Consider the following 24,784-nt stretch of genomic DNA (forward strand, 5'->3'; position numbering starts at 1 on the left):
TTGCAAATTGCCCTATTGTATATTGCTTCATTGTTTGTCACCTCCTGCTAATAATATAACACAAAAGTTATAGTTTAGCAAGCGGGTTCTATAATATTTTATAGTTTCATGTCAACAGCCCCTCGCCCCTTGTTTAAAATAATTATTTTTTTAAATAATGATGTACTAATTTGAAAAAGATATGTATATAGAGCAATTTTAATAAGATGCTACACAGAATATGCTAACACATTTTATTTGGAAAGTAAATTTTGAACTATCACTAGGCTATCCCTATAGTTCCTAAGGAAGATTGAAGGGCAATACTATTAATTTTTTTTAACTAGTAAGCCGCATTCGCTCGCTTCATTTTTGCAAGCATGGCTGTATGACATGCTTTGTTCACTAGTATAGACGTTTTACCTCCTTTAATATATATAATATATACTAAATATTGTCAATAGTATACATTTTAGGAGGAATGTAAAATGGAATCTGATGATATTAAGACTTTGAATGTATTTCTAAGCATTACGGTTGGCAAATCTATAAAATAGTCAAAAAGGAGAATTTGAGCTTCATTAATGAAGTGATTTTATGTTAGAATTAAAAGTAGAGAAAATTTGTTTGCACATCTTGTAATTTGCCCCTTAAAAATTATTTAATACTCATTTTTTTTAAGAAATAAATAATAGGGATGAAAAATTATGCGGATTCGTAATAAAAAAACAGAACGTGGTTTATGGGCAGCTGGAGAAAAAACAGTAGCAAAAAATAAGGCGGTTGCGGCTGCCCAGCATTCATTTAAAAATATTTTACAAGAGGAAAGTTCACTTTATTGGCAGGAACGTTTACAGCTATTATTGGAGAATTTAGATCAGCTGGGTCAGCGATTATTAAAAACTTTTTCCATTGAGGATTTATTAGTTTATAAACAATTACTTAGTAGTTTCCTAGATGAGGCTGTGGGGCAAATGTATGTTGTGAAAAAGGAAACTGGTTGGCTGCCATCTGGACGCCGTAAATTATATCAACGAGTGGAGCTATTGAATCAGGAAGTTGAAAAATTAACACAGTTAATTTTAGATGAACAAAAAGATTCAGTGCAATTAGTGGCTAAATTAGATACTATCCGCGGTTTGTTGGTCGATTTGTATTCATGAAGTAGGTGGTAAAATTTGAGTTTTGCCGATATTTATGGTCAAAAAAGGGCTATTAATTTATTACAAGCTGATTTTAAACAGGGGCGAGTTGGCCATGCTTATTTATTTTATGGTCCGGCAGGTGTTGGCAAATGTAAAACCGCCGCGGTTTTCGCAAAGCTTTTAAACTGTGAGCAACCGAAAAATCTTGAGCCTTGTGGTTTTTGTACGGCTTGTCGTAAGTTTTCTACTGGTAATTTCCCGGATCTTGCTATTGTAGAACCAGTTGGTCAATCCCTTAAAATCGAACAAATACGTGCACTTCAAGAAAAAATTTATTTAAAATCGTATGAGGGGAAATATAAGGTTATAATTATTAAAGAGGCGGACTTAATGACTAATCAGGCAGCCAATAGTCTGCTTAAGATTTTGGAAGAACCACCGCAAAAAACTGTTTTTATTTTATTGGTTTCTGATTTAAGTAAATTACCGGTTACCATTTGTTCTCGCTGTCAATTATTAGCATTCACTTATCTTTCTGATGAGATTTTAAGTAAGCTTCTTCAGGAAAAAGGTGAAAGGTCAGCTGCAGTTTTATTGTTGGCACAAGGTTCAGTAACTAAGGCTAGACAAATAATGCAAGCTGATTTTGGGGATAAAATAGAGAAAAGGTTTGAAGTTTTACAAAAAAAAGGCTATTGGGAATGGCTGCTTTGGGCTAAGGAATTGGCCGAGGATGAGAATTTAAGTGAATTTATGTTGGAATGGTTATTGATTGTTTATCATCAGAGATTGCTTGAACTTACGGTGGAAGAAAGGGAATTAGGCAAAATTAGTCAGGCTGTGGTTAAAGGCTGTTTTAAGGCCTTAGAAGAAATTAATCAAACTATATTTTATTTGCGTAATAAAGGAAATCGTCGTTTGGCTTGGGAAGTGCTGTTTTTAAAATTAAGTAAAATTGAGCAAAGTGAAGGGGGGGTAGCCCTTTATGGTTGAAGTAGTAGGAGTAAGGTTTCGACCTGTAGGGAAAATTTATTATTTTGATCCAATCGATTTTGTATTACCTAAGGGTACACCGGTAATTGTGGAAACAGTTCGTGGTGCGGAATTAGGGGAAGTGATTATAGAGAAACGCAGTGTCCTGACAGAGGATGTTATTTTGCCGTTAAAAAAGGTGCTTAGAATTGCTACCGAAAAGGACTTGCAGGACCTTGAGGAAAATCGGGCCAAAGAAGATTGGGCTGCTGAAATTTGTTTGGAAAAAATTAAAAAACATGGTCTACCAATGCACCTAGTGGATGTCGAGTATAGTTTCGATGCCAGTAAAATAGTTTTTTATTTTACGGCAGACGGACGCGTAGATTTTAGGGAATTAGTCAAAGATTTAGCCTCTGTATTTCGAACCCGTATTGAACTTCGGCAAATTGGGGTCCGGGATGAAGCTAAATTTTTAGGAGGGCTTGGTTCCTGTGGTCGAGAATTATGTTGTGCTACTTTTTTAGGTGATTTTGAACCAGTTTCTATTAGAATGGCCAAGGAGCAAAACTTATCATTAAATCCTTCCAAAATATCGGGAATTTGTGGTCGATTGATGTGTTGTTTAAATTATGAAAAGGTCTGTTATCAGGCTAAAGGAGAAACTGAAGAATCTAGTTAATTAGGAAGAGGTTGTTGTCAGATGAAATTAACGGAACGTTTAATTGAATTAGAAGAAAAACAGCAGGCTTTATTAGCTGAAGTAACTGCCTTAAAAATGTTAGCTTTTACTTTAGAAGAAGAAAATGAACGTTTGAGACGTTTGTTATGTAGTTATACTGATGAGGATAAAGCAGCTGTGGAAAAAAATGTGGCTAAAATTCAGGGCCAAGGTTATGATAACCTGCTTAAATTATATGAAGAGGGTTTTCATATTTGCCATCTGCATTTTGGGCAGGCCCGTCAAGAGGATTGTCTATTTTGTGTTGGTTTTTTACGTAAATTATAAGGAGCGGTTGTTTTGGGAAAAAATAAAAAGGGTACCTTATTTTTGGTAGGTACACCTATCGGGAATTTACAAGATATAACCTTACGGGCTTTAGAAACATTACGAAAGGTTGCTTTAATTGCTGCTGAGGATACACGGCATACTCAAAAATTATTAAATCATTTTCAAATTAAAAAACCACTGACTAGTTATCATGAACATAATAAAAATAGTAAAGGTCCCTATTTAATTGAAAAATTAAAATCCGGAATTGAACTTGCCTTGGTTTCAGACGCGGGTTTGCCGGGTATTTCCGATCCAGGTGAGGAATTAGTAAAATTATGTGTGCAAAATGAAATCCCGGTGATGGTTATCCCTGGTCCCACAGCCTGCCTTACGGCTTTAGTAGCTTCGGGTTTGGATTGTGGTAGTTTTGTTTTTCTGGGATTTTTACCAGTACAAAAAAAAGCAAAAGAAGAATTGCTCCAAGAACTAAAATGGGAAAAACGCACTCTTATTTTTTATATTGCTCCACATCATTTGTTAGCTACTTTAAAAACCCTAAAGGAATTTTTCGGGGAACGTAGGTGTTGTTTAGGTAGAGAATTGACCAAAAAATTTGAGGAATATCAATCTGGTTTTTTTGCTGATTTAATTAATTATTGGGAAAAACGTCCTCCCAGAGGGGAATTTACATTAATAGTTTCCGGGAGGGAAAATGTTTCTACACAGGAAATTACTCCTCAGGAAATTTGGGCAGTTTATTTGTTTTTTCGCCGTGAGGGGCTAAATCAAAAAGAAGCCTTACGGGAGGCCGCAAAGCTTCTAGGGGTTGCTAAACGTGAAATCTATAGGCTTGTTCATCAAAACAAAAATGGGGCTAAATAAGCCCCCATTATGTATTAATTATGCATTGGCAGACATGGCTTGTGCACATTCTTGGCAAACTAATTTGCCGCGGAAATATTGCACATTATCGGCACTACCACAAAAGACACAAGCTGGTTCATATTTTTTGAGAATAATTTTTTCTCGATCAACATAAATCTCCAGAGCGTCTTTTTCTTCGATACCTAAGGTTCGTCTTAATTCAATGGGAATGACAATACGTCCTAATTCATCTACTTTTCTTACGATACCAGTTGACCGCATCTCAGCATCTCCTTTCTTCGTCAAAATTCGACAATTGCACTCAGCTAAATGATAACAATTATGCCATTAAAAGTCAATGCTAAATATATTTTTTATTAATAATTTTGAGATTACCTCTTTTCTTTTGGGCTGCTTGACAAGCCCTGAAAAGGTTGCTTATACTGTTTGTAAAATAGTGGATGAGGAAGTGCTATTAAAATGGAAAAAGAAACATTTTATCTTACTACCCCAATTTATTATCCAAGTGCAGATTTACATATTGGTCATGCTTTAACAACTGTAATGGCCGATGCCTTGGTACGTTTCAAACGTTTACAAGGTTTTTCGACATATTTTTTAACTGGTTCAGATGAACATGGTTTAAAAATTGAGCAAAGTGCACGTGAAGCTGGAGAAGAACCACAGGAATATGTGGATAAAATTGTGGCTGGTTTTAAGGATTTATGGGAAAAATTAATGATTTCCTATGATGATTTTATTCGTACCACAGAAAAAAGACACCATCAGGTAGTACAAGCTTTATTTCGCAAAATATATGAACAAGGGGATATTTATCTTTCTACTTATGAAGGTTGGTATTGTACTCCTTGTGAAACCTTTTTTACACAAAGACAATTGCTTGCAGGCAATTTATGTCCAGATTGTCAGCGAGAAGTGGAATTAATCAAAGAAGAGGCCTATTTTTTTAGGATGTCAAAATATGCTCAGCCTTTATTGGAGCATATCCGTGAAAACCCTGAATTTATTCAGCCCATCTCGCGGCGTAAGGAGATGATTAATTTTATTACTAGTGGGTTGGAGGATTTATGTGTTTCGCGGACAACTTTTCAATGGGGTATACCGGTGCCCTTTAATCAAAAACACGTTATTTATGTTTGGTTTGACGCTTTAGTAAATTATATTAGTGCTTTAGGTTATAGCACTCGCGAAGATGAATTATTTCAAAAATACTGGCCAGCTGATTTGCATTTGGTAGGTAAAGATATTGTTCGATTTCATACTGTGATTTGGCCCACGATTTTGTTGGCAGCTGGTTTGCCTTTGCCGCGGCAAGTTTTTGGACATGGTTGGTTATTATTGGATTCTGGGAAAATATCAAAATCAAAAGGGAATGTTGTTGATCCACTAGTTTTAATTGAAAAATATGGTGCAGATGCTGTCCGTTATTTTTTGTTACGTGAAATGCCTTATGGCTCAGATGGTTATTATGATGAGGCAAATTTAAGGCGAAGATTTAATACTGATTTGGCTAATGATTTTGGAAATCTTGTTTCTCGGAGTATTGTTATGGTTGAAAAATATTTTGACGGTAAAATACCTATTCCTCAAGAACAGGATCTACTTGAACAGGAATTAGTGACCTTGGCTGCCCAAGTTACTAAAGAAGTAGCCCAATATTTTGATCGTTTGGATTTTGCTCGGGCTCTGGAACGGGTTAGTGATTTGGTAAAACGGGCTAATAAATATATTGATGAAACTGAACCTTGGGCTTTGGCAAAAATGGAGAATAAAAAAGGTAAATTAGCTACAGTTTTGTATCATTTAGTAGAGGTGATTCGGCTGGTCAGCGTGCTTTTATCCCCGGTAATGCCGGCTTTGCCAGGGAAGGTTTTTGCACAACTTGGTTGGGAAGAACAGCCAGAACTTACGTGGGAAGATACCCATTGGGGTAAAATTACGCCTGGGCAAAAAGTAGTAAGGGGCAAACCCCTTTTTCCGCGTTTGGAAATGAAACAGGAGAAGAAGGTTGAGAAATCTGTGCCGGAAATTAGTTTTCAGGAATTTGAAAAAATTGATTTGCGTGTAGCTGAAGTGATTACCTGCGAAAAAATAGAAAAAGCGGATAAGCTTTTGAAATTAACGGTAAAAATTGGTGAAAAAATAAAAACTATTGTTTCGGGAATTGCCCAAAACTATCAGCCTGAAGAATTAGTAGGTAGAAAGATTATTGTGGTTACTAATTTAAAACCGGTTAAATTGCGTGGGGTTTTATCGGAAGGAATGCTTTTGACAGCCTCCAATAAAGGGCGTTTGGAAGTATTAACCGTTTCGGAAGACTTTCCCGCGGGAAGTGAGGTTAATTAACTTAATGTATTTTGATACTCATGCACATTTAGATGATTCGCGTTTTAAAAATGATCAGCAGGAAGTAATTGAGCGGGCCAAAACTTCTGGTGTTAATTTAATTATGAATATTGGCTGTAGTGAACCTTCTACGTGGTATAATCAAGCCTTGATTGCAAAATATGATTTTATTTATGCGGCGGTGGGTTTACATCCTCACGATGCACGTAATTATAATCAAGAAACTGCCGCTCAATTATTTGAATTAGCCCAAAGACCGCGTGTGCGGGCTATTGGTGAAGTAGGTTTGGATTATCATTATGATTTTTCACCACGCCCCCAACAGCAAAAGGTTTTTCGGGAAATGATTTCACTGGCTCGGGAATTGGGATTACCGTTAATCATTCACTGCCGCCAAGCCCATCAGGACCTTTTGCAAATTCTTAAAAAAGAAAAAGGTAATCAGGTGGGTGGTGTTTTTCATTGTTATTCGGGCAGTTGGCCTTTGGCACAGGAAATAATTAAATTAGGTTTTAAGATTGCTTTAGGTGGTGTGGTTACTTTTCATAATGCCCGTAAGGCCGTGGAGGTGGCCCGTGAAATACCTTTGGAGCATTTATTATTGGAAACTGATTGTCCTTATTTAACTCCAGAGCCATATCGCGGCCAAAGGAATGAACCAGCTTATTTGGTTCAAGTTGCTAAAAAAATAGCCGCAATTAAAGGAATTACTGTGGCTGAAGTAGCTGAGGCTACGCGAATTAATGGAATGAGGCTGTTTGATATTGAAAAAACTACTTAAAAAACACAATTTTTATTATAAAAAAAAATGGGGTCAAAATTTTATTTTTGACTCCAATTTATTAGCCAAGATTGCTCGGGCTGCGGCAATAGTGCCTGGTGATAAGGTGATGGAAATTGGTGCTGGTATTGGTACCTTAACCCGAGAATTATTGACCAGTGGGGCCGAGGTTATCGCTATTGAAATTGATCCAGCTTTATGTGTTCTTTTGGAAAAACTTATGGTAGATGAAGCGGTCGTGCTTATTCAAGGTGATGTTTTAAAATTAAATTTAACGGAATTGGCTGCTTGTTATGGTTGGCAGGGTGATTACAAGGTAGTAGCCAATTTGCCTTATTATCTTACCACTCCTTTGTTAATTAAATTATTGGAAGAGGCCATTAATAGTCAAATTATGGTTTTAATGATGCAAAAAGAGGTAGCCGCTAGGTTAAAGGCTAAACCCGGTACTAAGGCTTATGGGGCTCTTACTTTAAAGGTTCAGTATCATGCTTGTGTGGAAATTCTTTTTACTGTTCCCCGAGATGTTTTTCAACCAGTACCGCGGGTAGATTCCTGTTTGGTACATCTAAGGCGTAGGAAAAAACCGCCTGTTGAGGTAAGGGATGAACAGCTTCTTTTTAAAATTGTTAAAGCGGCCTTTGGTCAGCGGCGTAAAATATTACTTAATTCACTGTTAACTGTTGAACCTACTTTAACTAAACCAAGATTGCACGACATATTATTAAAAGCCGCGATAAATCCTTCTCAAAGGGGGGAGGAATTGAGCCTGGAGCAATTTGCCGCTTTGGCAAATTGTTGGCAGGTATAAAAAAAGGAAAAACAGGGTACACTTACCCTGTTACTTTTTTTGGGTTTTTTTACTACTAGAACCCATTAGGGGAACGATTTATAATAACGGTGCGGCTGACAACTTACTACAAAAAAATGTATTTAAGTTGCCGGAGGAGGCGAAATAATGAGTCGAAAATGTTGGTTAGTAGGTTTATGTTTGTTGTTGTTTTTAGTAGCTTGGCCTTTACAGGCGGCAGTAACTCATCAGGTACAAAAGGGGGATACATTATATAAGTTAAGTCGTCATTATGGGGTTTCCCTTGCAGAACTAAAGAGTGCCAATGGTTTAAAATCAGATTTAATATTCATTGGACAAGTATTAAGAATTCCCACTAAGGGGGGGATTCGAGTATCACGTGCTGGTAGAGTGTTTACTCAGGAGGATATTGATTGGCTGGCCCGCGTAGTTTATAGTGAGGCACGTGGGGAACCTTATGCTGGTCAGGTAGCGGTTGCTGCTGTTGTACTTAATCGTGTCTTTGATTCGGGATTTCCCAATACTGTTTGGGGTGTTATTTTTCAACCTTTGGCTTTTACCGCAGTTGCTGATGGTCAGATTAATTTAACACCAAATGCTACTGCTTATAAAGCTGCACGTGAGGCCTTAGTCGGGGTTGATCCCTCTGGGGGTGCCTTATATTATTGGAATCCGGTTAAAGCCACTAGTAAGTGGATTTGGTCGCGAACAATAATTAACAGAATCGGTAATCATGTTTTTGGGATTTGAAATTATTTTAGCTGTAAAGCTCCCATTTCCTTGTTGTGGGGAAATGGGAGCTTTTTAATGGGGCTGGACTTAAAGGTTAATTTCCAGTATTCTTTTTACCAGGGGTGGTTGTAATGGGTTATCGGGTAGTTAAGGATTTTTTAGGGGAGGTATTGGTTCCTAAGGGGAAATTATGGGGAGCCCAAACTCAAAGAAGTTTGGAAAAATTTAAGATCGGTCAAGAAAAAATGCCTTTGGAAATAATTAGGGCCTTAGTGTTGATTAAAAAGGCTGCTGCTGAGGCAAATGCAGCTTTGGATTTATTGACTGAGGAAATTGCTGTGGCGATTGTGCAGGCTTGTCAAGAAGTTTTAGCAGGTCATTTTGCCGATAATTTCCCTTTAATGGTTTGGCAAACAGGCAGTGGTACCCAAACCAATATGAATGTTAATGAGGTCATTGCTTACCGGGCCAACCAAATTTTAGGTGAAAATTTGGTCGATCCCCATGACCACGTTAATTTGGGTCAGAGTTCTAATGATGTTTTCCCTACCGCAATACATTTAGCGGGAGTAGTGGCTGTGGAAGATCGCTTGATCCCGGTTCTAGAAAAATTAGAAAAAACCTTAAACCAAAAAAGCCAAGCCTATAATCAGGTGTTAAAATTGGGACGTACACATTTACAGGATGCTTTGCCACTTACTTTTGGGCAAGAAATAAGTGCATGGATGCTGATCTTTAGTAAGCATTTGAAATGTTTAAAAGAGAATTTGAATTGTTTGCGGGAACTAGCGATTGGTGGTACCGCGGTAGGCACAGGTTATGGTACACACCCGGAATTTGCCGCTAAAGTAGTGAGATTATTACAAAAAGCAACTGGAAAGAAATTAGCTGTTGCTTCTAATAAATTTTATGCCTTGACTAGCCAGTCCCCTCTGGTAATTGTACATGGAATTTTAAAAGCCTTGGCTGCCGATATAATGAAAATGGCCAATGATCTTAGCTGGTTGGCTAGTGGTCCGCGTTGTGGTTTGGGTGAAATAGAATTACCAGCTAATGAGCCTGGTAGTTCCATGATGCCGGGTAAGATTAATCCCACACAATGTGAGGCGATAACTATGGTTGCCTGTCAGGTAATGGGAAATGATTTAAGTATTTCCCTTGCTGCCAGTCAAGGTCAGTTGCAGTTAAATACCTTTATGCCGGTTTGTGCTTATAATTTCTTGCAATCTTTGGATTTATTAAGTAGTGGTTTAGCTTCTTTTGAGCAGCATTGTTTACGAGGTTTAAAACCGTGTGTGCAACAAATGCAATTTTATGTGGATAATTCCCTAATGTTGGCTACAGCCTTGAGTCGGCATTTGGGATATGAAAAAACGGCTGTGATTGTTAATAAAGCTATCCGGGAAAATTTAACTCTTAAAACTGCTGCTTTAGAGGTGTTAACTGAGGCGAAGTTTAAAGAATATGTTCAACCAGAAAAAATGGTTTAAAAAGGAGCGAAATCTAGTGGATTATCGGCAAAAAGCTTTGGAATTACATCAGCGTTTGCGGGGGAAAATAGGGATTTATAATAAAATTAATTTACAGAATGAAGCTGATTTGGCTTTAGTTTATACTCCTGGGGTTGCTGAACCTTGTAAATTGATAGCCCAGAATAAAGAATTGGCTTATCAGTATACTGCTAAAGGTAATCTTTTGGCGGTGGTTACTGATGGTACAGCAGTTTTAGGCTTAGGGAATCTTGGCCCAGAGGCAGCTCTGCCGGTAATCGAAGGTAAATGTTTTTTATTCAAGGAATTTGCTGACATTGATGCTTTGCCACTTTGTTTGGGGACAACTGATGTTGATGAAATTGTGGAAACAATTATTCATCTAGCCCCTACTTTTGGCGGCATCAATTTAGAAGATATTAGCAGTCCCCGCTGTTTTGCAATTTTAAGGAAATTAAAACAAAAATTAAGTATCCCCGTTTTTCATGATGACTGTCAAGGTACGGCTGTAGTCGTCTTGGCGGCTTTAATTAATGCTGCTCAGATTTTAAAGCGAGATTTAAGACAATTGGAAATAGTGATTAATGGTGTGGGAGCAGCTGGTATAGGTATTGCGGAACTTTTAAAAGCTGCAGGTTTACAAAAGTTAATTTTATGTACACGGGAGGGGGCCCTTTATCCGGGTTGTCCACAAAAATTAGATGAAGAGCAGTTTCGTTTAGTTAAAAGTACTAATCCGGAGCGAAAAAAAGGTAAATTATTAGAGGTGCTCAGTGGAGCCGATGTTTTCATCGGTGTCTCCGGGCCACAGGTTTTAAACAGAGAAATGATTCGCAAGATGAACTCACAGCCCATCATCTTTGCCTTGGCTAATCCTTTGCCAGAGATTAAACCTGAGGAAGCTTTGGCCGCTGGGGCCTTTATTGTGGGTACAGGTCGTTCGGATTATCCCAATCAAATTAATAATTTATTGGCCTTTCCCGGTATTTTTCGCGGTGCCTTGGCTGTGCAGGCTAAGGAAATTAATGAACTGATGCTTTTGGAGGCAGCACGGGCCTTAGCTCAAATAATTGTACCTAGTAAAACTAGGCTTTTGCCTAAGGTGTTTGATTCTCGTGTAAGTACTGTTTTGGCAGAGGCTGTGGCGGCAGCGGCATTTAAATCAGGAGTAGTGAGATAGAAATTGTTCAAGAAGATCGAAACGGCGCTGTCGGCGATAGGGGGTATGGTTTTGAGGGGTTTGCCAAATTTCTTTAAGAGGTGTACCTTCTAAATAGTGGAGGGCTTGTTGGCAATCTCCGATAATTGTGGCAGCAATATTTTGGGTATGGGTCATTGTCCGTAAGGGTGATCCTAATTGGTGGTGGGAAATGGTGGCCCCCAGTCCAATTCGGAATTTGTTTTCAGCAGTCCAAGCTAGGGCTAGGGGAGGAATGGCTAATGTTTTCAAGGGTATGGAAGTTAATAATTTTCCGGAAATTGCATGTGGGCCATGACTGGGAGTAGCTAAACCAATTTGGGGTACTAGCCCCAGTTTTTTATTGACTTTATAGCGATATTTTAAAACTAGGTTGGCTAGATCAGTGGTGGCGGGAGTAGGATAACAATTGGTTAAGGCTAAATCTAACCCTTGTTTAATTCCTTTAAGTAAATTTTGTAATGTAGAACCAAGTGGACCACACATATCACCATCAAGAAAAAGTAGGGCTGTGGGCTTGTATTGTTTAGCATATGCAGCTCCCACGGCCCTAGGTATATCTAAACCTAAGGGGACGGGAAAGGAGATTAAGTCAATGTTTTGCGGGGAATTTATTTGTAGGATTTTATTTTCGGTACAATCTGTACAGCCATTAGCCACAAAAATAAGTTGCTGTAAATTACAGGATTGTAAATTTTTAAGAACAAAGGCAATGTTTTTTGCCTCATTATAAGCAGGGATAACGGCTATTTGCATTTATTTTCCTCCTTTTGTGGTAGCTTGTTCTATGCTATGTATTGTAGACCTATGAGGTGCAATTTTTTAGAACCATATTTCCCTTTTAAACCTATAATGATAATGAAAGGACTAATTGTGCGGATTAATAAATCCGCAAGATGGGGAGATGACAAATGCGAGAACATTTGCAAATAGGCGATATTGTAGGCCGTAAATCCCATGGTAGTGATATTTTGTTTCGTATCGTTAAAATTGTTCACGAAGGTAATGAGGAAAAGGCTTTTTTAAGAGGTGTGGATATTAGGTTGTATGCTGATGCACCATTGTGTGATTTAGAGAAAAAAATTTTGTCCGAGATCAGCAGATATAGGCAGGAATATATTAAAAAAAATTCTGCCTGCTTGCGTCGTATTTTTGAACGCCGTTTGGAGGAAAAAACTAATTTTTTTTTGAAAAGAAGCTCTGATTTAAAAAAAAATCAACTTAATGGTTTTAGTTATTATGAAATTCCCGGTCGCGTTTTACATTTAGATGGTGATAAAGATTATTTGCAGTTATGTAAAACTACTTATGCACAATTAAACATTAAAATGGATGGATTTGAAGTACCAGAAAAAAAACAACCAGAATTAGTAGGAAAATATTTGGAAGAATATGCTCCCAATATTTTAGTTTTGACAGGTCATGATGGTTTCTTGAAAAATGCTACAGACTTTAAAGATTTGTGTAATTATCGTAATTCGGCTTATTTTTTTAAAGCAGTTCGCAAAGCCCGTGAATATGAACCGAGTCGTGATGATTTAATTATTTTTGCCGGGGCCTGTCAGTCACATTATGAGGCTTTAATTGCCGCTGGTGCTAATTTTGCTAGTTCACCTCAGAGGATTTTTATTCATGCTTTTGATCCGGTTTTTATTGCGGAAAAACTAGCCTATAGTTCTATTTACGAGACTATATGTGTTAAAGATGTTTTAAATAATACGATTACTGGTTTAGATGGAGTGGGAGGTATTGAAACAAGGGGGTGTTTGCGTTTGGGTTATCCCCAATCACCTTATTAATCTTCATTAATTTAAATTTTCTTGGAAAAAAATGATTTTTCGATTGACAAGCACTAAAGCGGTTTAGTATAATTATTAGTTTGTTTGACAAGGCTCTAGTCTCATGTTATAATTGGTTTGTTGATTAATGAAAGAGGGTGGTGTTTTGTCAGCAAAAAGGGTTTTCGCGGAAATTAAACGTGGTTTGGAGCCATTTGTCGGTAATAAAATTAAACTAAAGGCTAATCGCGGTCGTCGAAGAATTATAGAAAAAATAGGTGTCTTGGAAAATATTTATCCCAATATTTTTGTGGTTTGTGTAGATGAGAAACAGGTTAAACGCCGCATTTCCTTTACTTATGCTGATATCTTAACAGATACGGTACAAGTAACTGTTTTTGATGGTGACAAAAATATTAGAATAACCGCTGATGGTTTTTAATTATCAGCGGTTTTTTTAGTCATATTTTGCCACACCCCTTAAATTCTATTAAAAAGGGGTTTTTTTAATGTTTAAGCAGCTTCCCGCGGTGGGAAGCATCTTTAAGGAAAAGATTGCGGGTTTGTCTGGGGAGAAAACAAAGGCGTAAAATTAAGATGATTAATCTATTTAAGGGGGCGAGGTGGACGATGAAACAGCGTTTATTTAAAGGCCTGGGTTTCTTTTTGTTGGGGATGCTCTTTTTCTGCAGTTGGGATGTAATTCCGGTTTATGCCGAGAATTTAGTTTACCGCACCTTGGTACTTGGTAAAGATGTGGTGCAAATTCGTCCTAATGAAAAGGATCAAGAGGTTTATGAATTCTTGTTTAATGAACAAGTAGTAATGCGTTATCGTACGATGTCTCAGGGTTTAAGTGCCTCAGAACGGGCTTTGGTTCTTTGGGAAAGGGTAAATAATTTTGGTCAGGCGTTATCCCAGGGTGAAATTAAAGTAGCTGTTTGGCAGGGGAATTATGTAATTTTGCTTGATGAACAATTATTACTTACGGTAACCGCGGCTGATTATTTGGCTAATAATTCTACGGCTGAGGGTTTGGCCAATGTTTGGGCAACAAATTTTAAAAAAGCACGTCAAATTAAACCTCTGGTAGAAATAGTGCCGGAAATTTCACACAAGGAACCACTACTTCGGGATGAGGAAATTCCGGAAGTGGCGGACTCAGAAGAAATAAAAATGTGGGAATTGGTTAATGCGGAAAGGGCTAAGGCTGGTGTGCCGCCTGTGGAGTTTGATGAAGGCTTGGCAGAAGTGGCCTGTTTGAAATCAGCTGATCTGATTACTCATAATTATTTTAGTCATCATTCACCTACATATGGGGATCCTTTTGTGATGTTAAAATCATTTGGTATTACCTATAATTATGCTGGGGAAAATTTGGCAGGTAGCCCCACTGTAGAGATAGCTCATCAGAATTTGATGGCTTCACCTGGACATCGAAAAAATATTCTTAATCCTAATTTTACGCACTTAGGAATTGGGATTGTAAAGGGTGGGCCCTATGGCCAAATGTTTACCCAACTGTTTACTGGTTGAGACACAATAAAGACCGACTTTTCATATCATAAAGTAATAAAATAATTGTAAGGCACAGATATTTAGTTGAAAAGGAGGTCGTGTCAGCATGGATATTACCGTTGAAACGCGTCGTTTAAAGGTGGAAAATGTTGTTGGGGAAGCTGTTAAACAGGTGAATGTCGTTCGTAATATTACCTTGCCCGTAAAGGCGAAAAAGATTGAAAGTATTGATGCCAAAATTGAAAATGTGAAGCATAAGATTATTGATAATAAAATAGTTGTGGAGGCAGATCTTAAAAAACAGGTTTATTATGTAGAGTGTTATTCTGGGCATGTACAGGAATATACTGTACCTACGGAAAAGGTTACCGAATTTGTGCACCTAAAAGGTGCTGTACCGGGAATGGATGCAAGGGTAAGTGTTTCCATAGAATATTGTGATGTAGAAGGTGTTTATTTACGAGATAGTAAAAAATGTTATCGTCAGTTTCAGCAAACCTGTATTTTAAAAATAAAGGTAAGAGTAATTGAAATGGTTGAAATTGATGTAGTCACTAATGTGCTTGGGGAAGGGATTGAGCCTACCTTTGCCACGGTAACCATCGATAATATTATTGGGGTTGGGGTAAAACAGCATAATATTAGTGATAGTTTAGTGGAACTACCGGCAGCCACAAAAAAGATTAAAAGTATTGACGCAGAAATAGAAGATATTGAGGAAAAGGTTATTCCCGGGAAAGTTATTGTTAAAGGGAATTTGCACAAACAAATTTATTATGTACTTAGTCCTTGTGGTGAGGTAAAGGAAATGTCGGTTGATGTTCCTTTTACTGTTTTTGTACCAGTGGAAGGGGCACGTAAAGGAGCTAATATTTCTACTGATATTGAAATTGAATATATTGATAGTGAATTGATTACTAGAGACTGCCGCAAATTTGTTCGAGAAACCGTGGTTATTAAATTAAGAGCCAGTGTAAGTGAACGCCTGACTCTCAACATTGTTACCGCAGTATTAGGTGCTGAAGTAGATACCAGAACTTTAGTAATTGAAAATGCGATTGGTGTTGCGGAGCGGCAAGTTAATGTTTTGGCTAGTATTTTCACACCCACTGAAGCTCGTAAAATTAGCAAGGTAGACGCAGAATTAAGGGATTTAGAAGGTAAAGCCATACCTAACAAAATAATTGTCAAAGGGACACTTCATAAACAAATTTATTATGTTTCTTCTATGGATAATCAACTGCGGGAACTGTCCTTGGATGAACCTTTTACGGAGTTTATTCATTTGGACGGGGCTCAGGAAGGTGATGCCGTAAGTGTCTCTGGTCGTATCGAATATGTTAATGTGGAGGCTAAAGAAAAGACTCCCACCTGTAGATGGCGGCAGACGGCGGTTTTGGAAATTAGGGCTAGAGTTACTGCTTCGGAGGAAATTACCGTGGTAACCGCAGTAAGACCCCTTGAGGAACCGGCGATCTGTCCCCCTGGAGAAACTTTTGATTATGTAGTTCAAAGAGGGGATACACTCTTTACTATTGCCACACAACATGGGGTTACAGTGCAGCAAATTATGGCCGTTAATCCGGGAATTGCCGATCCTAATACACTTTCCGTGGGGCAAGTAATTAAAGTACCCTGTCCGGGTTTAGGTTAAAAAGAAACCAGTCACAATCAGGCTTTGACCTGAGGTGGCTGGTCTTTTTAATGATTAAAATGTTTTGAATTGGGTCAGACTAGAGGTAGAGAGAGGGTGGTGTTTGTGAAAAAAATCTTGCTCGGTTTTATTTTATTAGTAGGCTTGGGAGTGTTATTGCTGTGGCCAAGTACACCACCTGTGATTAGGCTGCATATTTTGGCACATAGTAATAGTGAAATTGATCAGGCCTTAAAATATCGGGTGCGGGATGAAATAATTTGTTTATTGCAAAAGGAATTAGGGGATTTGCAAGATTTAGGTGAGGCTAGGGAAACAGTGGTCAATCAGTTGCCAAATTTAATGACAAAAGCCCGTGAATGTGTTGCTCAAGAAGGTTTTAATTATTCGGTAGACGCTTTTTATGGTTGGTTTCATTTTCCGAAAAAAAGTTATGATTCTATTTTCTTGCCAGCAGGACGTTATGAGGCTTTAAGGTTGGTTTTGGGTGAAGGTCGGGGAGAAAATTGGTGGTGTATGCTTTTTCCACCTTTATGTTTTGTAAATGGAGAGCAGAGTTTATGTTTGGAAATAGAGGAAAAGGCAGGATTGGAAGAAATACAAATTAAACCTGCTTTGAAAATAGTGGAGGTTTTTAAGGATGTTTTAAATAAATAAGTGAGTTTTAAAGCCTATTTTGTGATATAATTCAAACTGGCTAGTGTTAATTACTAGCCAGTTTGAATTTTAGATGATGTACACTATGGTGCCTAAAGACACTAAAGGGAAAATAATTTCAATATCTCGATTATACATGCGAATACATCCTAGAGAAACGGCTTTACCGATACTAGACGGATTATTGGTGCCGTGAATCCCATAATGTGGTTTGCTGAGGCCCATCCATCTAGTACCAAAGACTTGCCGTCCATCCATAATTTTTTTGTTAATAATTTTCCAAGTGCCAATGGGTGATGGTGTACTGGGTTTACCAATGGCGATCGGATAAGAATTGTAAAGTTGTGCTCTGCGATAAAGGTAAAGCCGTCTTTTATGGAGAATAATTTTGATAGAGACTTTGCTAGTAAGCAAAAAAATCACCTCTTTTGAAATACCTGTTAATCTTAGTTTATTGCCCAATTTTAAAGATGTTGCTGGGAAATTTAATATTAAAGGAGTATTATATTAAATGGTTATTGATTATCGACAGATGCTTTTTCTAGCTTTAGGTGGTTTGGCTTTTTTCCTTTTCGGTGTTAAATATATGTCTAATGCTCTGCAAAACGTGGCTGGGGATAGATTGCGTACCTTTTTGGAACAAGGTACTAAAACACCTCAGCGTGGTGTGCTTTTAGGGGCTTTGGTGACAGCGATTATTCAAAGCAGTTCGGCGACCACGGTTTTAACAGTAGGACTTGTCAACTCTGGACTTTTAACCCTGCATCAGGCCATTGGTGTAATTATGGGGGCTAATATCGGAACTACGGTGACTGCTTATTTGATTGGTTTTAAATTGGAACAATATGCTTTGCCAGTTTTAATTTTGGGTGTTTTTCTGTTGTTCTTTTTCAAGAATAGGAAAGTAATTAATTTGGGGCAGGTGCTTTTTGGGTTGGGTATGCTTTTTTACGGCATGCAGACTATGGGCCAGGGTTTTGCACCTTTACGTGATGCCGATTTTTTCCATAATTTGATGATTAGTGTAGAAAATAGGGCGATTTGGGGTGTTTTGGTAGGTACTACTTTTACCGCGTTGGTGCAAAGTAGTAGTGCTACCATTGGTGTTTTGCAGGAATTAGCTTATCAAGGGGCATTAACCTATAATCAGGCAGTGCCCATTTTGCTGGGTGATAATATTGGAACTACCATTACTGCACTTTTAGCTTCTATTGGTACTACCGTAGCGGCTCGTCGTACCGCAATTTCTCATTTTTTGTTTAATTTTTTGGGTACCCTAATTTTTTTACCTTTATTTTTATTAGGTATCTTCCCGGTAATGGTTCGTTTATTTACTAATTATATTTGTTTTTTATTACCCGGCTTTGGTGGTACATGGGAAATAATAAATGTAAAAATGCAGTTGGCACAAACACATGGAGTTTTTAATGTTTTAAATACATTAATACAGTTGCCCTTTGTGTCTGTTTTGGCAGCTATAGTGACACGTATAATTCCCGGTGAAGGGGTTTTGGCCAAATTTGAACCTGAATATTTAGAGCCGCGTTTATTGACAAATCCTTCTGTGGCCTTGGGACAAGTAGGGCGTGAGGTTGAGCGGATGGGTGATTTAGCTACAGAAGCATTGAAGCATACATCAGCTTATTTTTTTACCGGGGTGAAAGCCGAAGCAGAAAAAACTTTGCAGTTTGAAGAAATAATTAATAATTTACAAAGGAAAATCACTAATTATATTGTACGAATCTCTAAAGAAAAATTATCTGATGAGGATAACCAACGTGCCTATATGTATCTACAGACCATTATTGATATTGAAAGAGTAGGAGATCATGCGGAAAACATTGTGGAGTTAACGGCTACTCGGATTGAAAAAAACATTGTTTTTTCACAAAATGCCATTGATGATATTCAGGGTATGTTTAACAAGACTATTTCTTTATATGCTCAGGCGGTAGAATGTTTGGAAAATCGGGATCCGTGGTTGGCCCGGGAAATTATTAAAGGGGATGACTTGATTGACCAGATGGAAAAGGAGCTGCGTCGAGCACATATTGATCGATTAAATGAAGGGGTTTGTAGTGGTGAGGCTGGTGCTATTTATTTAGATGTTTTAAGTAATTTGGAGCGGATTGGTGATCATGCGGTAAATATTGCTCAATATGTTCTTGGAAGGCGGTAAAGTGGGGATTTGTGGTATTATTTGGTTGTAGTGCCTAAAAGTACTTTGTGGATATTGTATTCATTTGAAAAAAATGTTGAAAAGACATGATTGCGGCGTTATAATAACATTGAAATAATATAAAAATTTTAATTTTGCTAAAAAAAGAAATAAAGCTTGTAATATAAGGTGGTTTGTTTTGATGAATGTGAATACTAATCAAACTAGAATTAAGCAATACAAGCAATTATTTATTCCGCCGTTGGTTCTCTTTGTTTTTTGGTTGATTTTAACAGGTAGTTTTACTGCAAGTAGTTTAATAATGGGCTTTTTGGCGGCTGTGATTATTTCCTGGTTGTGTGCACCTCTTCTTAATTTTCCGGCAGTGCATACACCGGGGAAAAGTTATGCCGCTTTTGATTTGCCTTATTTTAAACTATTTTTTTATTTACTCTGGCTGCTTTGGGAAATTTTTAAGGCAGATGTACGAGTAGCTTTAATTGTTTTAAATCCCAAATTGCCGATTGATCCGTGTGTGGTTACTTTTAAAAAACGGGCAGATAACCCCATTGCACTTGCTTTATTAGCTAATTCAATAACCATAACCCCGGGAACGGTTACTGTAGATATTAAAGATGATCTTTTTACGGTTCATGCTTTAACCAAAGATATGGCTTTATCTTTGGCACCAGAGGAAGGTGTGGGAGAAATGCCTCAACGTGTGGGGAATCTTTTTAAAGAATAAAATGAGGTGAGAGTGAATGAGCCCAGAACAGATCTTTCGAATTTTTTTGGGTATTGAATTTCTTGTGGTTTTTCTAATGCTCTATCGAGTTTTAAAAGGACCTACAGTTTTTGATCGTTTAAATGGTTTGGCGGTTTTAGGTACTAATACTATTGTCATTTTGTTATTATATGGTTTTTTGGAAAAACGCGTGAATATGTTTGTCGATATAGCCATTTCCTATGGTATTTTAGGGTTTGTAACTTTGGTTGTTCTGGCAAAATATTTTGAAGGAAAGGAAGATATTGAGTCATGAATAAAATAGCCCTATTATTAATGTGTGGCGGTCTTTTTTTTCTAATTTCGGCTGCTGTGGGTGTCTTGCGTCTTCCCGATTTTTATACGCGTTTACATGCTACTGGTCAAGGTGATACTTTGGGTATAGCCCTATTTGTGTTAGGACTTGCGGTTTATCATGGTTTTAATTATGTTAGTTTAAAGTTATTGTTAATTGCGGTTGCTTTTTTTGTTGCCGGTCCGATTGGGGGACATGTTTTAACTAGGGCTGCTTATCATGCTGGTTTAAAACCCTGGACAAAAAAGGAGGAATAAATAATGCCGGGAGCCTTTTTTCTTACTATTTTAGTCTTATTAATGATTATAACTGGGGTGGCAGCTCTTTTTGCACGCGATTTATTAGTTTCTATTATTTTATTTAGTGCTTTTAGTTATTTTGCAGCCTTGACTTATTTGACTACTGGTGCACCTGATGTAGCTTTTACAGAAGCAGTGGTGGGTGTTGTTTCTACAACCTTTTTTATTGTAGCTCTTAAACAATTAAGAAGGGGGAGTTCGCGATGAAATTTATGCGTGTATTCGCCTTTGTGATTGTTTTATCTATGCTGGGTTTTTTGTTTTTGAATGTCAGTGGTTTACCCACACTTTATGATCCACAGGCCCCGGCTTCTCTACATGTTTCTGATCGTTATATTGAAAAAGCTTTAGAGGAAACCGGCACTTTAAATTATGTGGCAGCTGTGTTGGCTGATTATCGGGGTTTTGATACTTTAGGGGAAACAACGGTAATTTTTACGGCCGGGTTGGCGGCAGTGACACTTTTGCGTTCGGCTCAAAAAAGGCAAAAAGGTTTTTTGCCTTTGACAGAAACGAGTATGGATGAGCAATTTGGTACCGTGGCTTTAGATCTTGGGGCACGTTATTTGCTATTTTTGATCGCTCTTTTTGGATTTTATGTTTTTATTGGAGGTGCGGAAGGTAATCCGGGAGGCGGCTTCCAGGGAGGTGCGGTTTTAGCTATTTCCGTTGTAATCAGTCGTATTATTTATGGTGAAAAAGCGTCTTTTAATATTATGGGGGATTTAGCTTTAATTTTAGCTGGAATGGGAACCTTCATTTATGCCTTAATTGGGATTTTAACCTTATTATGGGGAGGCAATTTTTTAGAATATGGGGTATTTCCTTTAATGATACCTGCTGCCGAAAAGCATGCTTGGGGTATAGACGGTATTGGAGTAGGTGTAACTTTGTGTGTGATGGCAACGATTATTGCTATCTTGGATGCTTTGGCTAGAAGGGAAGGGATCGAATGAGCAGCTTTCTGACGGAATATTTAATTTATTGGTTAATCTTATTTTTGTTTATGTTAGGACCATATGGCTTAATCTTTAAGAAAAATTTGGTGAAAAAATTAATGGCCATGAATATTATGCAGGTGGCCGTGATTTTGTTTTTTTTAGTTTTGGGCCTAAAGGTTGGTGGTACGGTGCCTATTGAACTACCTGGTTTGACAGGTGCCGCTCATTATATTAACCCTTTACCTCATACCTTGATGTTAACTGCGATTGTGGTTAGTTTGGCTACTTTGGGTGTTTCTTTGGGTTTGTTATTAATCATTCAGCGGAATTATGGTACTTTAGAAGAAGATGAGGTGCTGCGGAGGATGAAGCGATGAGAGAGCAATTACCAGCTTTAATAGTAATTACACCTCTAGTGGTGGCTTTATTATCACCATTATTAGCCTATTTTTCGCGCAAATTGCTGCGGGGTTTTTCTTTGCTTGCTTTGGCGGTTTCTTTCTTTAGTGCTGTAGGAGTATTAAAGCAAGTTTTGGAAACAGGTCCTTGGCACTATGCCTTTGGTAATTGGGCCCCACCTTGGGGAATTGAATACGTAATTGATCCTCTTTCTGGTTTTTTGGCGACTTTGATTGCCACACTAAGTTTTTGGGTACTGGTCTATGCTGCGGAATTTTTTAAAGCCGAAAAATGGTATAAAGAGGGAGGCGGTTATGGCCTTCATTTATTGGCTACTGCTGGACTTTTAGGGATGTCGGTATCTGGAGACGTTTTTAATTTATATGTCTTTTTTGAAATATCTTCTTTAGCTACTTATGGTTTGATTGCTTTAGGGGGACGGCAGGCCGTAGTGGCGGCTTTTAAATATTTGGTATTAGGTACCATGGGTATCTCCTTTTATTTACTAGGAGTAGGCTATTTATATGCTCTTACTGGTACTTTAAATATGCAGGATTTAGCGGTAAGAATCCAACCTGTTTTAAACTCATCTGGAGTAATGATTGCCCTAGCGTTAATGACTATTGGTTTACTTTTGAAAATGGCCCAATTCCCTTTACATGGCTGGCTGCCTGATGCACATACTTTTGCACCTGCACCTTTATCGGCTTTAATGTCGGGTATTGTGATTAAGGCTCCTGCTTATGTCTTATTTAGAATTTATTTTGGAATTATCGGTAGTGGTGCACAGGCAGTATCCAAACTATTAATGATTTTGGGAATTATAGCGGCTTTAGGTATGATTGCCGGTTCTTTGATGGCTATTGCCCAGTCAGAATTAAAACGCATGTTAGCTTATTCTAGTGTGGCTCAAATAGGTTATGTGGTTTTGGGGATTTCTTTAGGTAATAGTTATGGTTTTATTGGGGCCTTATTGCATATGGTTAATCATGCCTTTATGAAGGGTTGTCTCTTTTTTGTGGCTGGTGCCTTTATTTATAAAACTGGGGAATATTCACTAGATAAATTGAAAGGCATGTATAAACAAATGCCTTTAGCAATGGGTTCTTTTAGTTTGGCTGCTTTTTCGATGATTGGTATCCCGCCTTTAGCTGGTTTTTTTAGTAAGTGGTATTTGGCTTTAGGTGCTATTAAGGCTAATTTGTGGCCATATGTGCTGGTGATTATCATCAGCAGTTTATTAAACCTGATTTACTTTTTCCGGGTTATAGAAAATGTTTATATGTCAGGTGAAGGGGCTGTGGTGAAAAGAAGTAAGGGGTTGGAATTACCTTTAAGTATGCTTATTCCTATAGTGGTGTTGGGTGTTGGTGTTTTGGTTTTAGGTTTAACCAATGAACAAATTGTTACACGGGTTCTACAAAATGCCCTTTTAGGGGGTGGATTTTAATGGCGGCGGAAATACTTTTTGATTATCGACCTTTAGCAGCGGTTTTAGTTTCTTTGGTTGCGGCCTTGCTGATTCTGCTCACTAGTAAAAGGCCTAATTTGCGTGAGTTTTGGACTTTTTCCGCGGCTTTTGGTAAAGCGTTAATTGTCTTTTCGATGCTGCCAGCGGTTTTAGCTGGTCAGATTTTGGAAATAGCTCCTTTTAAAATAGCTCAAGGGGTGAGCTTACATTTGCGTGCTGATCCCGCGGCAATGGTATTTGCGGTTTTAGCGGCATTTTTATGGATTGCTACTTCCTTTTATTCGGTCGGTTATCTGCGGAAATTAAAGGAGGAACATCAAACCGGCTATTTTGCTAGTTTTGCGGTCTGTTTATCAGCTACCATGGGGATTGCTTTTGCAGCTAATTTATTAACCTTTTTCATTTTTTATGAAATATTGACCATTGCTACTTATCCTTTGGTAGCTCATCATCGTGATCAGGAGGCCATCAAGGCTGGCCGAAAATATTTAGTTTATACCATGTTAGCTGGTCAAGTATTTTTAATTGGTATTCTCTGGGCTTATTTTCTGGCAGGTCATGGTGATTTTCAACCAGGTGGTTTTTTAGCCGGAAAAACAAGTAGTGTTAATTTACAAATCATTTTTTGGCTGATGATTTTGGGTACTGCTGTTAAAGCAGGGGTAATGCCTTTTCACGGCTGGCTGCCTTCGGCGATGGTGGCTCCTACACCTGTAAGTGCTCTTTTACATGCTGTGGCGGTGGTTAAAGCCGGAGTGTTTGGTATCGTACGGATTGTGGGTTATGTTTTTGGTCCTTTAATTTTAAGTTCTTTAGGAGCAGCACAAATATTGACGTGGTTAGCGGCATTAACCATTATTGTTTCTTCCCTAATTGCTTTAGCTCAAGATAATTTAAAAAGAAGATTGGCTTTTTCCACTATTGGTCAGTTATCCTATGTTGTTTTAGGGGCTGCAGTATTAACTCCTTTAGGTTTGTTAGGCGGACTTTATCATATTGCAGCTCATGCTGTGATGAAAATTACTTTATTCTTTTGTGCTGGGGCTATTTTTGCCACCACTGGTTTAACTAATGTTAGTCAGTTAAATGGTTTAGGCAGGGCAATGCCTTATACCATGGGGGCCTTTGCCATTGGTTCCATAGGTATAACCGGAATGCCTTTCTGGGTAGGCTTTATTAGCAAATGGAATTTGGCTTTGGGTGCTCTGCAGCAGGGGCAAATGCTTTATGTGTTTGTGCTTTTAATTAGTGGTTTATTGAGTACAGCCTATTTTCTACCGATAGTTTATGCCGCTTTTTTTAAAAAGCCTACTCTTGAAATAGCTAGACAGCACCGGGGAGAGGCGGAAAAAATGATGTTATTGCCTTTGCTTTTTACAGCAGTGATTTCGTTAGTTTGGGGTATTTTCCCCAATGCCGGTTGCGGTCTTTATGATTTGGCGGTGATGTCGGCACAAAGTATTTTTGCTGGTCAATTTCTAGGAGGCGGGTGGTAAA

At 38.0% G+C, this 24,784-nt stretch carries 28 protein-coding genes; 25 read left to right on the forward strand and 3 right to left on the reverse strand.

The features are described 5' to 3' along the window. Positions 1-686: 686 nt before the first annotated feature. Genes GX687_05540 through rsmI form a run of 5 tightly spaced genes read left to right on the forward strand, consistent with a single transcriptional unit; the run spans position 687 to position 3,972 of the window. On the forward strand, positions 687-1,142 hold the full coding sequence (locus tag GX687_05540; GenBank protein ID HHX96899.1) for a YaaR family protein: 456 nt from the start codon (positions 687-689) through the stop codon (positions 1,140-1,142). Between the two features lie 15 nt (positions 1,143-1,157). Beyond that, a complete protein-coding gene (gene holB / locus GX687_05545; GenBank protein ID HHX96900.1) occupies positions 1,158-2,117 on the forward strand; it encodes a DNA polymerase III subunit delta' in 960 nt (319 codons plus the stop codon). Then, positions 2,110-2,778: a stage 0 sporulation family protein gene (locus tag GX687_05550; protein HHX96901.1), complete on the forward strand. Its 669-nt coding sequence runs from the start codon at positions 2,110-2,112 to the stop codon at positions 2,776-2,778. Before holB ends, GX687_05550 begins: the two co-directional genes overlap by 8 nt. Positions 2,779-2,799: 21 nt before the next feature. After that, complete coding sequence (locus tag GX687_05555) at positions 2,800-3,105, forward strand: DNA replication initiation control protein YabA (GenBank protein ID HHX96902.1); 306 nt, start codon at positions 2,800-2,802, stop codon at positions 3,103-3,105. A gap of 12 nt (positions 3,106-3,117) precedes the next feature. Beyond that, positions 3,118-3,972 carry a 16S rRNA (cytidine(1402)-2'-O)-methyltransferase gene (gene rsmI / locus GX687_05560; GenBank protein HHX96903.1) on the forward strand — a complete coding sequence of 285 codons (855 nt, stop codon included), beginning with the start codon at positions 3,118-3,120 and terminating at the stop codon, positions 3,970-3,972. Between the two features lie 18 nt (positions 3,973-3,990). Here the strand turns inward: rsmI and GX687_05565 are convergent, their stop codons facing one another. Beyond that, a complete protein-coding gene (locus GX687_05565; protein HHX96904.1) occupies positions 3,991-4,236 on the reverse strand; it encodes an AbrB/MazE/SpoVT family DNA-binding domain-containing protein in 246 nt (81 codons plus the stop codon). Positions 4,237-4,434: 198 nt separating this feature from the next. Between GX687_05565 and metG the strand changes: the two genes are divergently transcribed. From metG to GX687_05595, 6 genes are all read left to right on the forward strand, one after another. Beyond that, positions 4,435-6,321, forward strand: coding sequence for a methionine--tRNA ligase (gene metG, locus GX687_05570; protein ID HHX96905.1), 1,887 nt, complete (start codon positions 4,435-4,437; stop codon positions 6,319-6,321). 4 nt (positions 6,322-6,325) lie between these two features. Further along, a complete protein-coding gene (locus GX687_05575) occupies positions 6,326-7,102 on the forward strand; it encodes a TatD family hydrolase (protein ID HHX96906.1) in 777 nt (258 codons plus the stop codon). Then, positions 7,086-7,913, forward strand: coding sequence for a 16S rRNA (adenine(1518)-N(6)/adenine(1519)-N(6))-dimethyltransferase RsmA (gene rsmA / locus GX687_05580; protein ID HHX96907.1), 828 nt, complete (start codon positions 7,086-7,088; stop codon positions 7,911-7,913). The genes GX687_05575 and rsmA overlap by 17 nt, the downstream gene beginning before the upstream one ends. A 147-nt stretch (positions 7,914-8,060) precedes the next feature. Then, entirely contained in the window at positions 8,061-8,663 is a 603-nt protein-coding gene (locus GX687_05585; protein HHX96908.1) for a LysM peptidoglycan-binding domain-containing protein, read from the forward strand. 113 nt (positions 8,664-8,776) lie between these two features. Beyond that, positions 8,777-10,135: a class II fumarate hydratase gene (locus tag GX687_05590; GenBank protein ID HHX96909.1), complete on the forward strand. Its 1,359-nt coding sequence runs from the start codon at positions 8,777-8,779 to the stop codon at positions 10,133-10,135. Positions 10,136-10,151: 16 nt separating this feature from the next. After that, positions 10,152-11,315, forward strand: a complete 1,164-nt coding sequence (locus GX687_05595; GenBank protein ID HHX96910.1) for an NADP-dependent malic enzyme — start codon at positions 10,152-10,154, stop codon at positions 11,313-11,315. Here the strand turns inward: GX687_05595 and GX687_05600 are convergent. Further along, positions 11,298-12,089 carry a glycosyltransferase family 2 protein gene (locus GX687_05600; GenBank protein ID HHX96911.1) on the reverse strand — a complete coding sequence of 264 codons (792 nt, stop codon included), beginning with the start codon at positions 12,087-12,089 and terminating at the stop codon, positions 11,298-11,300. The genes GX687_05595 and GX687_05600 overlap by 18 nt on opposite strands. A 155-nt stretch (positions 12,090-12,244) precedes the next feature. Between GX687_05600 and yabG the strand changes: the two genes are divergently transcribed. From yabG to spoIIR, 5 genes are all read left to right on the forward strand, one after another. Then, the gene (yabG, locus tag GX687_05605; GenBank protein ID HHX96912.1) at positions 12,245-13,132 is read left to right on the forward strand and encodes a sporulation peptidase YabG; all 888 of its coding nucleotides are present in this window, start codon (positions 12,245-12,247) and stop codon (positions 13,130-13,132) included. A 127-nt stretch (positions 13,133-13,259) separates the two neighbouring features. Continuing rightward, the gene (locus tag GX687_05610) at positions 13,260-13,553 is read left to right on the forward strand and encodes a Veg protein (protein ID HHX96913.1); all 294 of its coding nucleotides are present in this window, start codon (positions 13,260-13,262) and stop codon (positions 13,551-13,553) included. Between the two features lie 734 nt (positions 13,554-14,287). Continuing rightward, the gene (locus GX687_05615) at positions 14,288-14,647 is read left to right on the forward strand and encodes a hypothetical protein (GenBank protein ID HHX96914.1); all 360 of its coding nucleotides are present in this window, start codon (positions 14,288-14,290) and stop codon (positions 14,645-14,647) included. Positions 14,648-14,735: 88 nt separating this feature from the next. Next, complete coding sequence (locus GX687_05620; protein ID HHX96915.1) at positions 14,736-16,283, forward strand: DUF3794 domain-containing protein; 1,548 nt, start codon at positions 14,736-14,738, stop codon at positions 16,281-16,283. 105 nt (positions 16,284-16,388) lie between these two features. Beyond that, positions 16,389-16,940, forward strand: coding sequence for a stage II sporulation protein R (gene spoIIR, locus GX687_05625; GenBank protein HHX96916.1), 552 nt, complete (start codon positions 16,389-16,391; stop codon positions 16,938-16,940). A 69-nt stretch (positions 16,941-17,009) separates the two neighbouring features. On the opposite strand, the gene GX687_05630 is transcribed toward spoIIR, so the two are convergent. Continuing rightward, complete coding sequence (locus tag GX687_05630) at positions 17,010-17,432, reverse strand: L,D-transpeptidase (GenBank protein ID HHX96917.1); 423 nt, start codon at positions 17,430-17,432, stop codon at positions 17,010-17,012. A gap of 25 nt (positions 17,433-17,457) precedes the next feature. On the opposite strand from GX687_05630, the gene GX687_05635 reads away from it, so the two are divergent. The 9 genes from GX687_05635 to GX687_05675 all read left to right on the forward strand — a co-directional run bounded on the left by GX687_05635 (position 17,458) and on the right by GX687_05675 (position 24,783). After that, the gene (locus GX687_05635; GenBank protein ID HHX96918.1) at positions 17,458-19,119 is read left to right on the forward strand and encodes a Na/Pi cotransporter family protein; all 1,662 of its coding nucleotides are present in this window, start codon (positions 17,458-17,460) and stop codon (positions 19,117-19,119) included. A 181-nt stretch (positions 19,120-19,300) separates the two neighbouring features. Then, positions 19,301-19,843 (forward strand): Na+/H+ antiporter subunit E, encoded by a 543-nt coding sequence (locus GX687_05640; GenBank protein HHX96919.1) that lies wholly within the window; start codon positions 19,301-19,303, stop codon positions 19,841-19,843. 16 nt (positions 19,844-19,859) lie between these two features. After that, the gene (locus GX687_05645) at positions 19,860-20,138 is read left to right on the forward strand and encodes a pH regulation protein F (GenBank protein ID HHX96920.1); all 279 of its coding nucleotides are present in this window, start codon (positions 19,860-19,862) and stop codon (positions 20,136-20,138) included. Further along, positions 20,135-20,434 carry a monovalent cation/H(+) antiporter subunit G gene (locus GX687_05650; protein HHX96921.1) on the forward strand — a complete coding sequence of 100 codons (300 nt, stop codon included), beginning with the start codon at positions 20,135-20,137 and terminating at the stop codon, positions 20,432-20,434. The genes GX687_05645 and GX687_05650 overlap by 4 nt, the downstream gene beginning before the upstream one ends. Before the next feature lie 3 nt (positions 20,435-20,437). Further along, positions 20,438-20,683: a DUF4040 domain-containing protein gene (locus tag GX687_05655; protein HHX96922.1), complete on the forward strand. Its 246-nt coding sequence runs from the start codon at positions 20,438-20,440 to the stop codon at positions 20,681-20,683. Continuing rightward, entirely contained in the window at positions 20,680-21,432 is a 753-nt protein-coding gene (locus GX687_05660) for a hypothetical protein (protein ID HHX96923.1), read from the forward strand. The genes GX687_05655 and GX687_05660 overlap by 4 nt, the downstream gene beginning before the upstream one ends. After that, complete coding sequence (locus GX687_05665; GenBank protein HHX96924.1) at positions 21,429-21,794, forward strand: cation:proton antiporter subunit C; 366 nt, start codon at positions 21,429-21,431, stop codon at positions 21,792-21,794. Before GX687_05660 ends, GX687_05665 begins: the two co-directional genes overlap by 4 nt. After that, positions 21,791-23,266 carry a monovalent cation/H+ antiporter subunit D family protein gene (locus tag GX687_05670; protein HHX96925.1) on the forward strand — a complete coding sequence of 492 codons (1,476 nt, stop codon included), beginning with the start codon at positions 21,791-21,793 and terminating at the stop codon, positions 23,264-23,266. Before GX687_05665 ends, GX687_05670 begins: the two co-directional genes overlap by 4 nt. After that, positions 23,266-24,783, forward strand: a complete 1,518-nt coding sequence (locus tag GX687_05675) for a monovalent cation/H+ antiporter subunit D family protein (GenBank protein HHX96926.1) — start codon at positions 23,266-23,268, stop codon at positions 24,781-24,783. Before GX687_05670 ends, GX687_05675 begins: the two co-directional genes overlap by 1 nt. The last annotated feature ends 1 nt before the right edge of the window (position 24,784 follow it).

It is taken from the genome of Clostridia bacterium (assembly GCA_012841935.1).
Lineage (GTDB): Bacteria > Bacillota > Peptococcia > DRI-13 > DTU073 > DUTS01.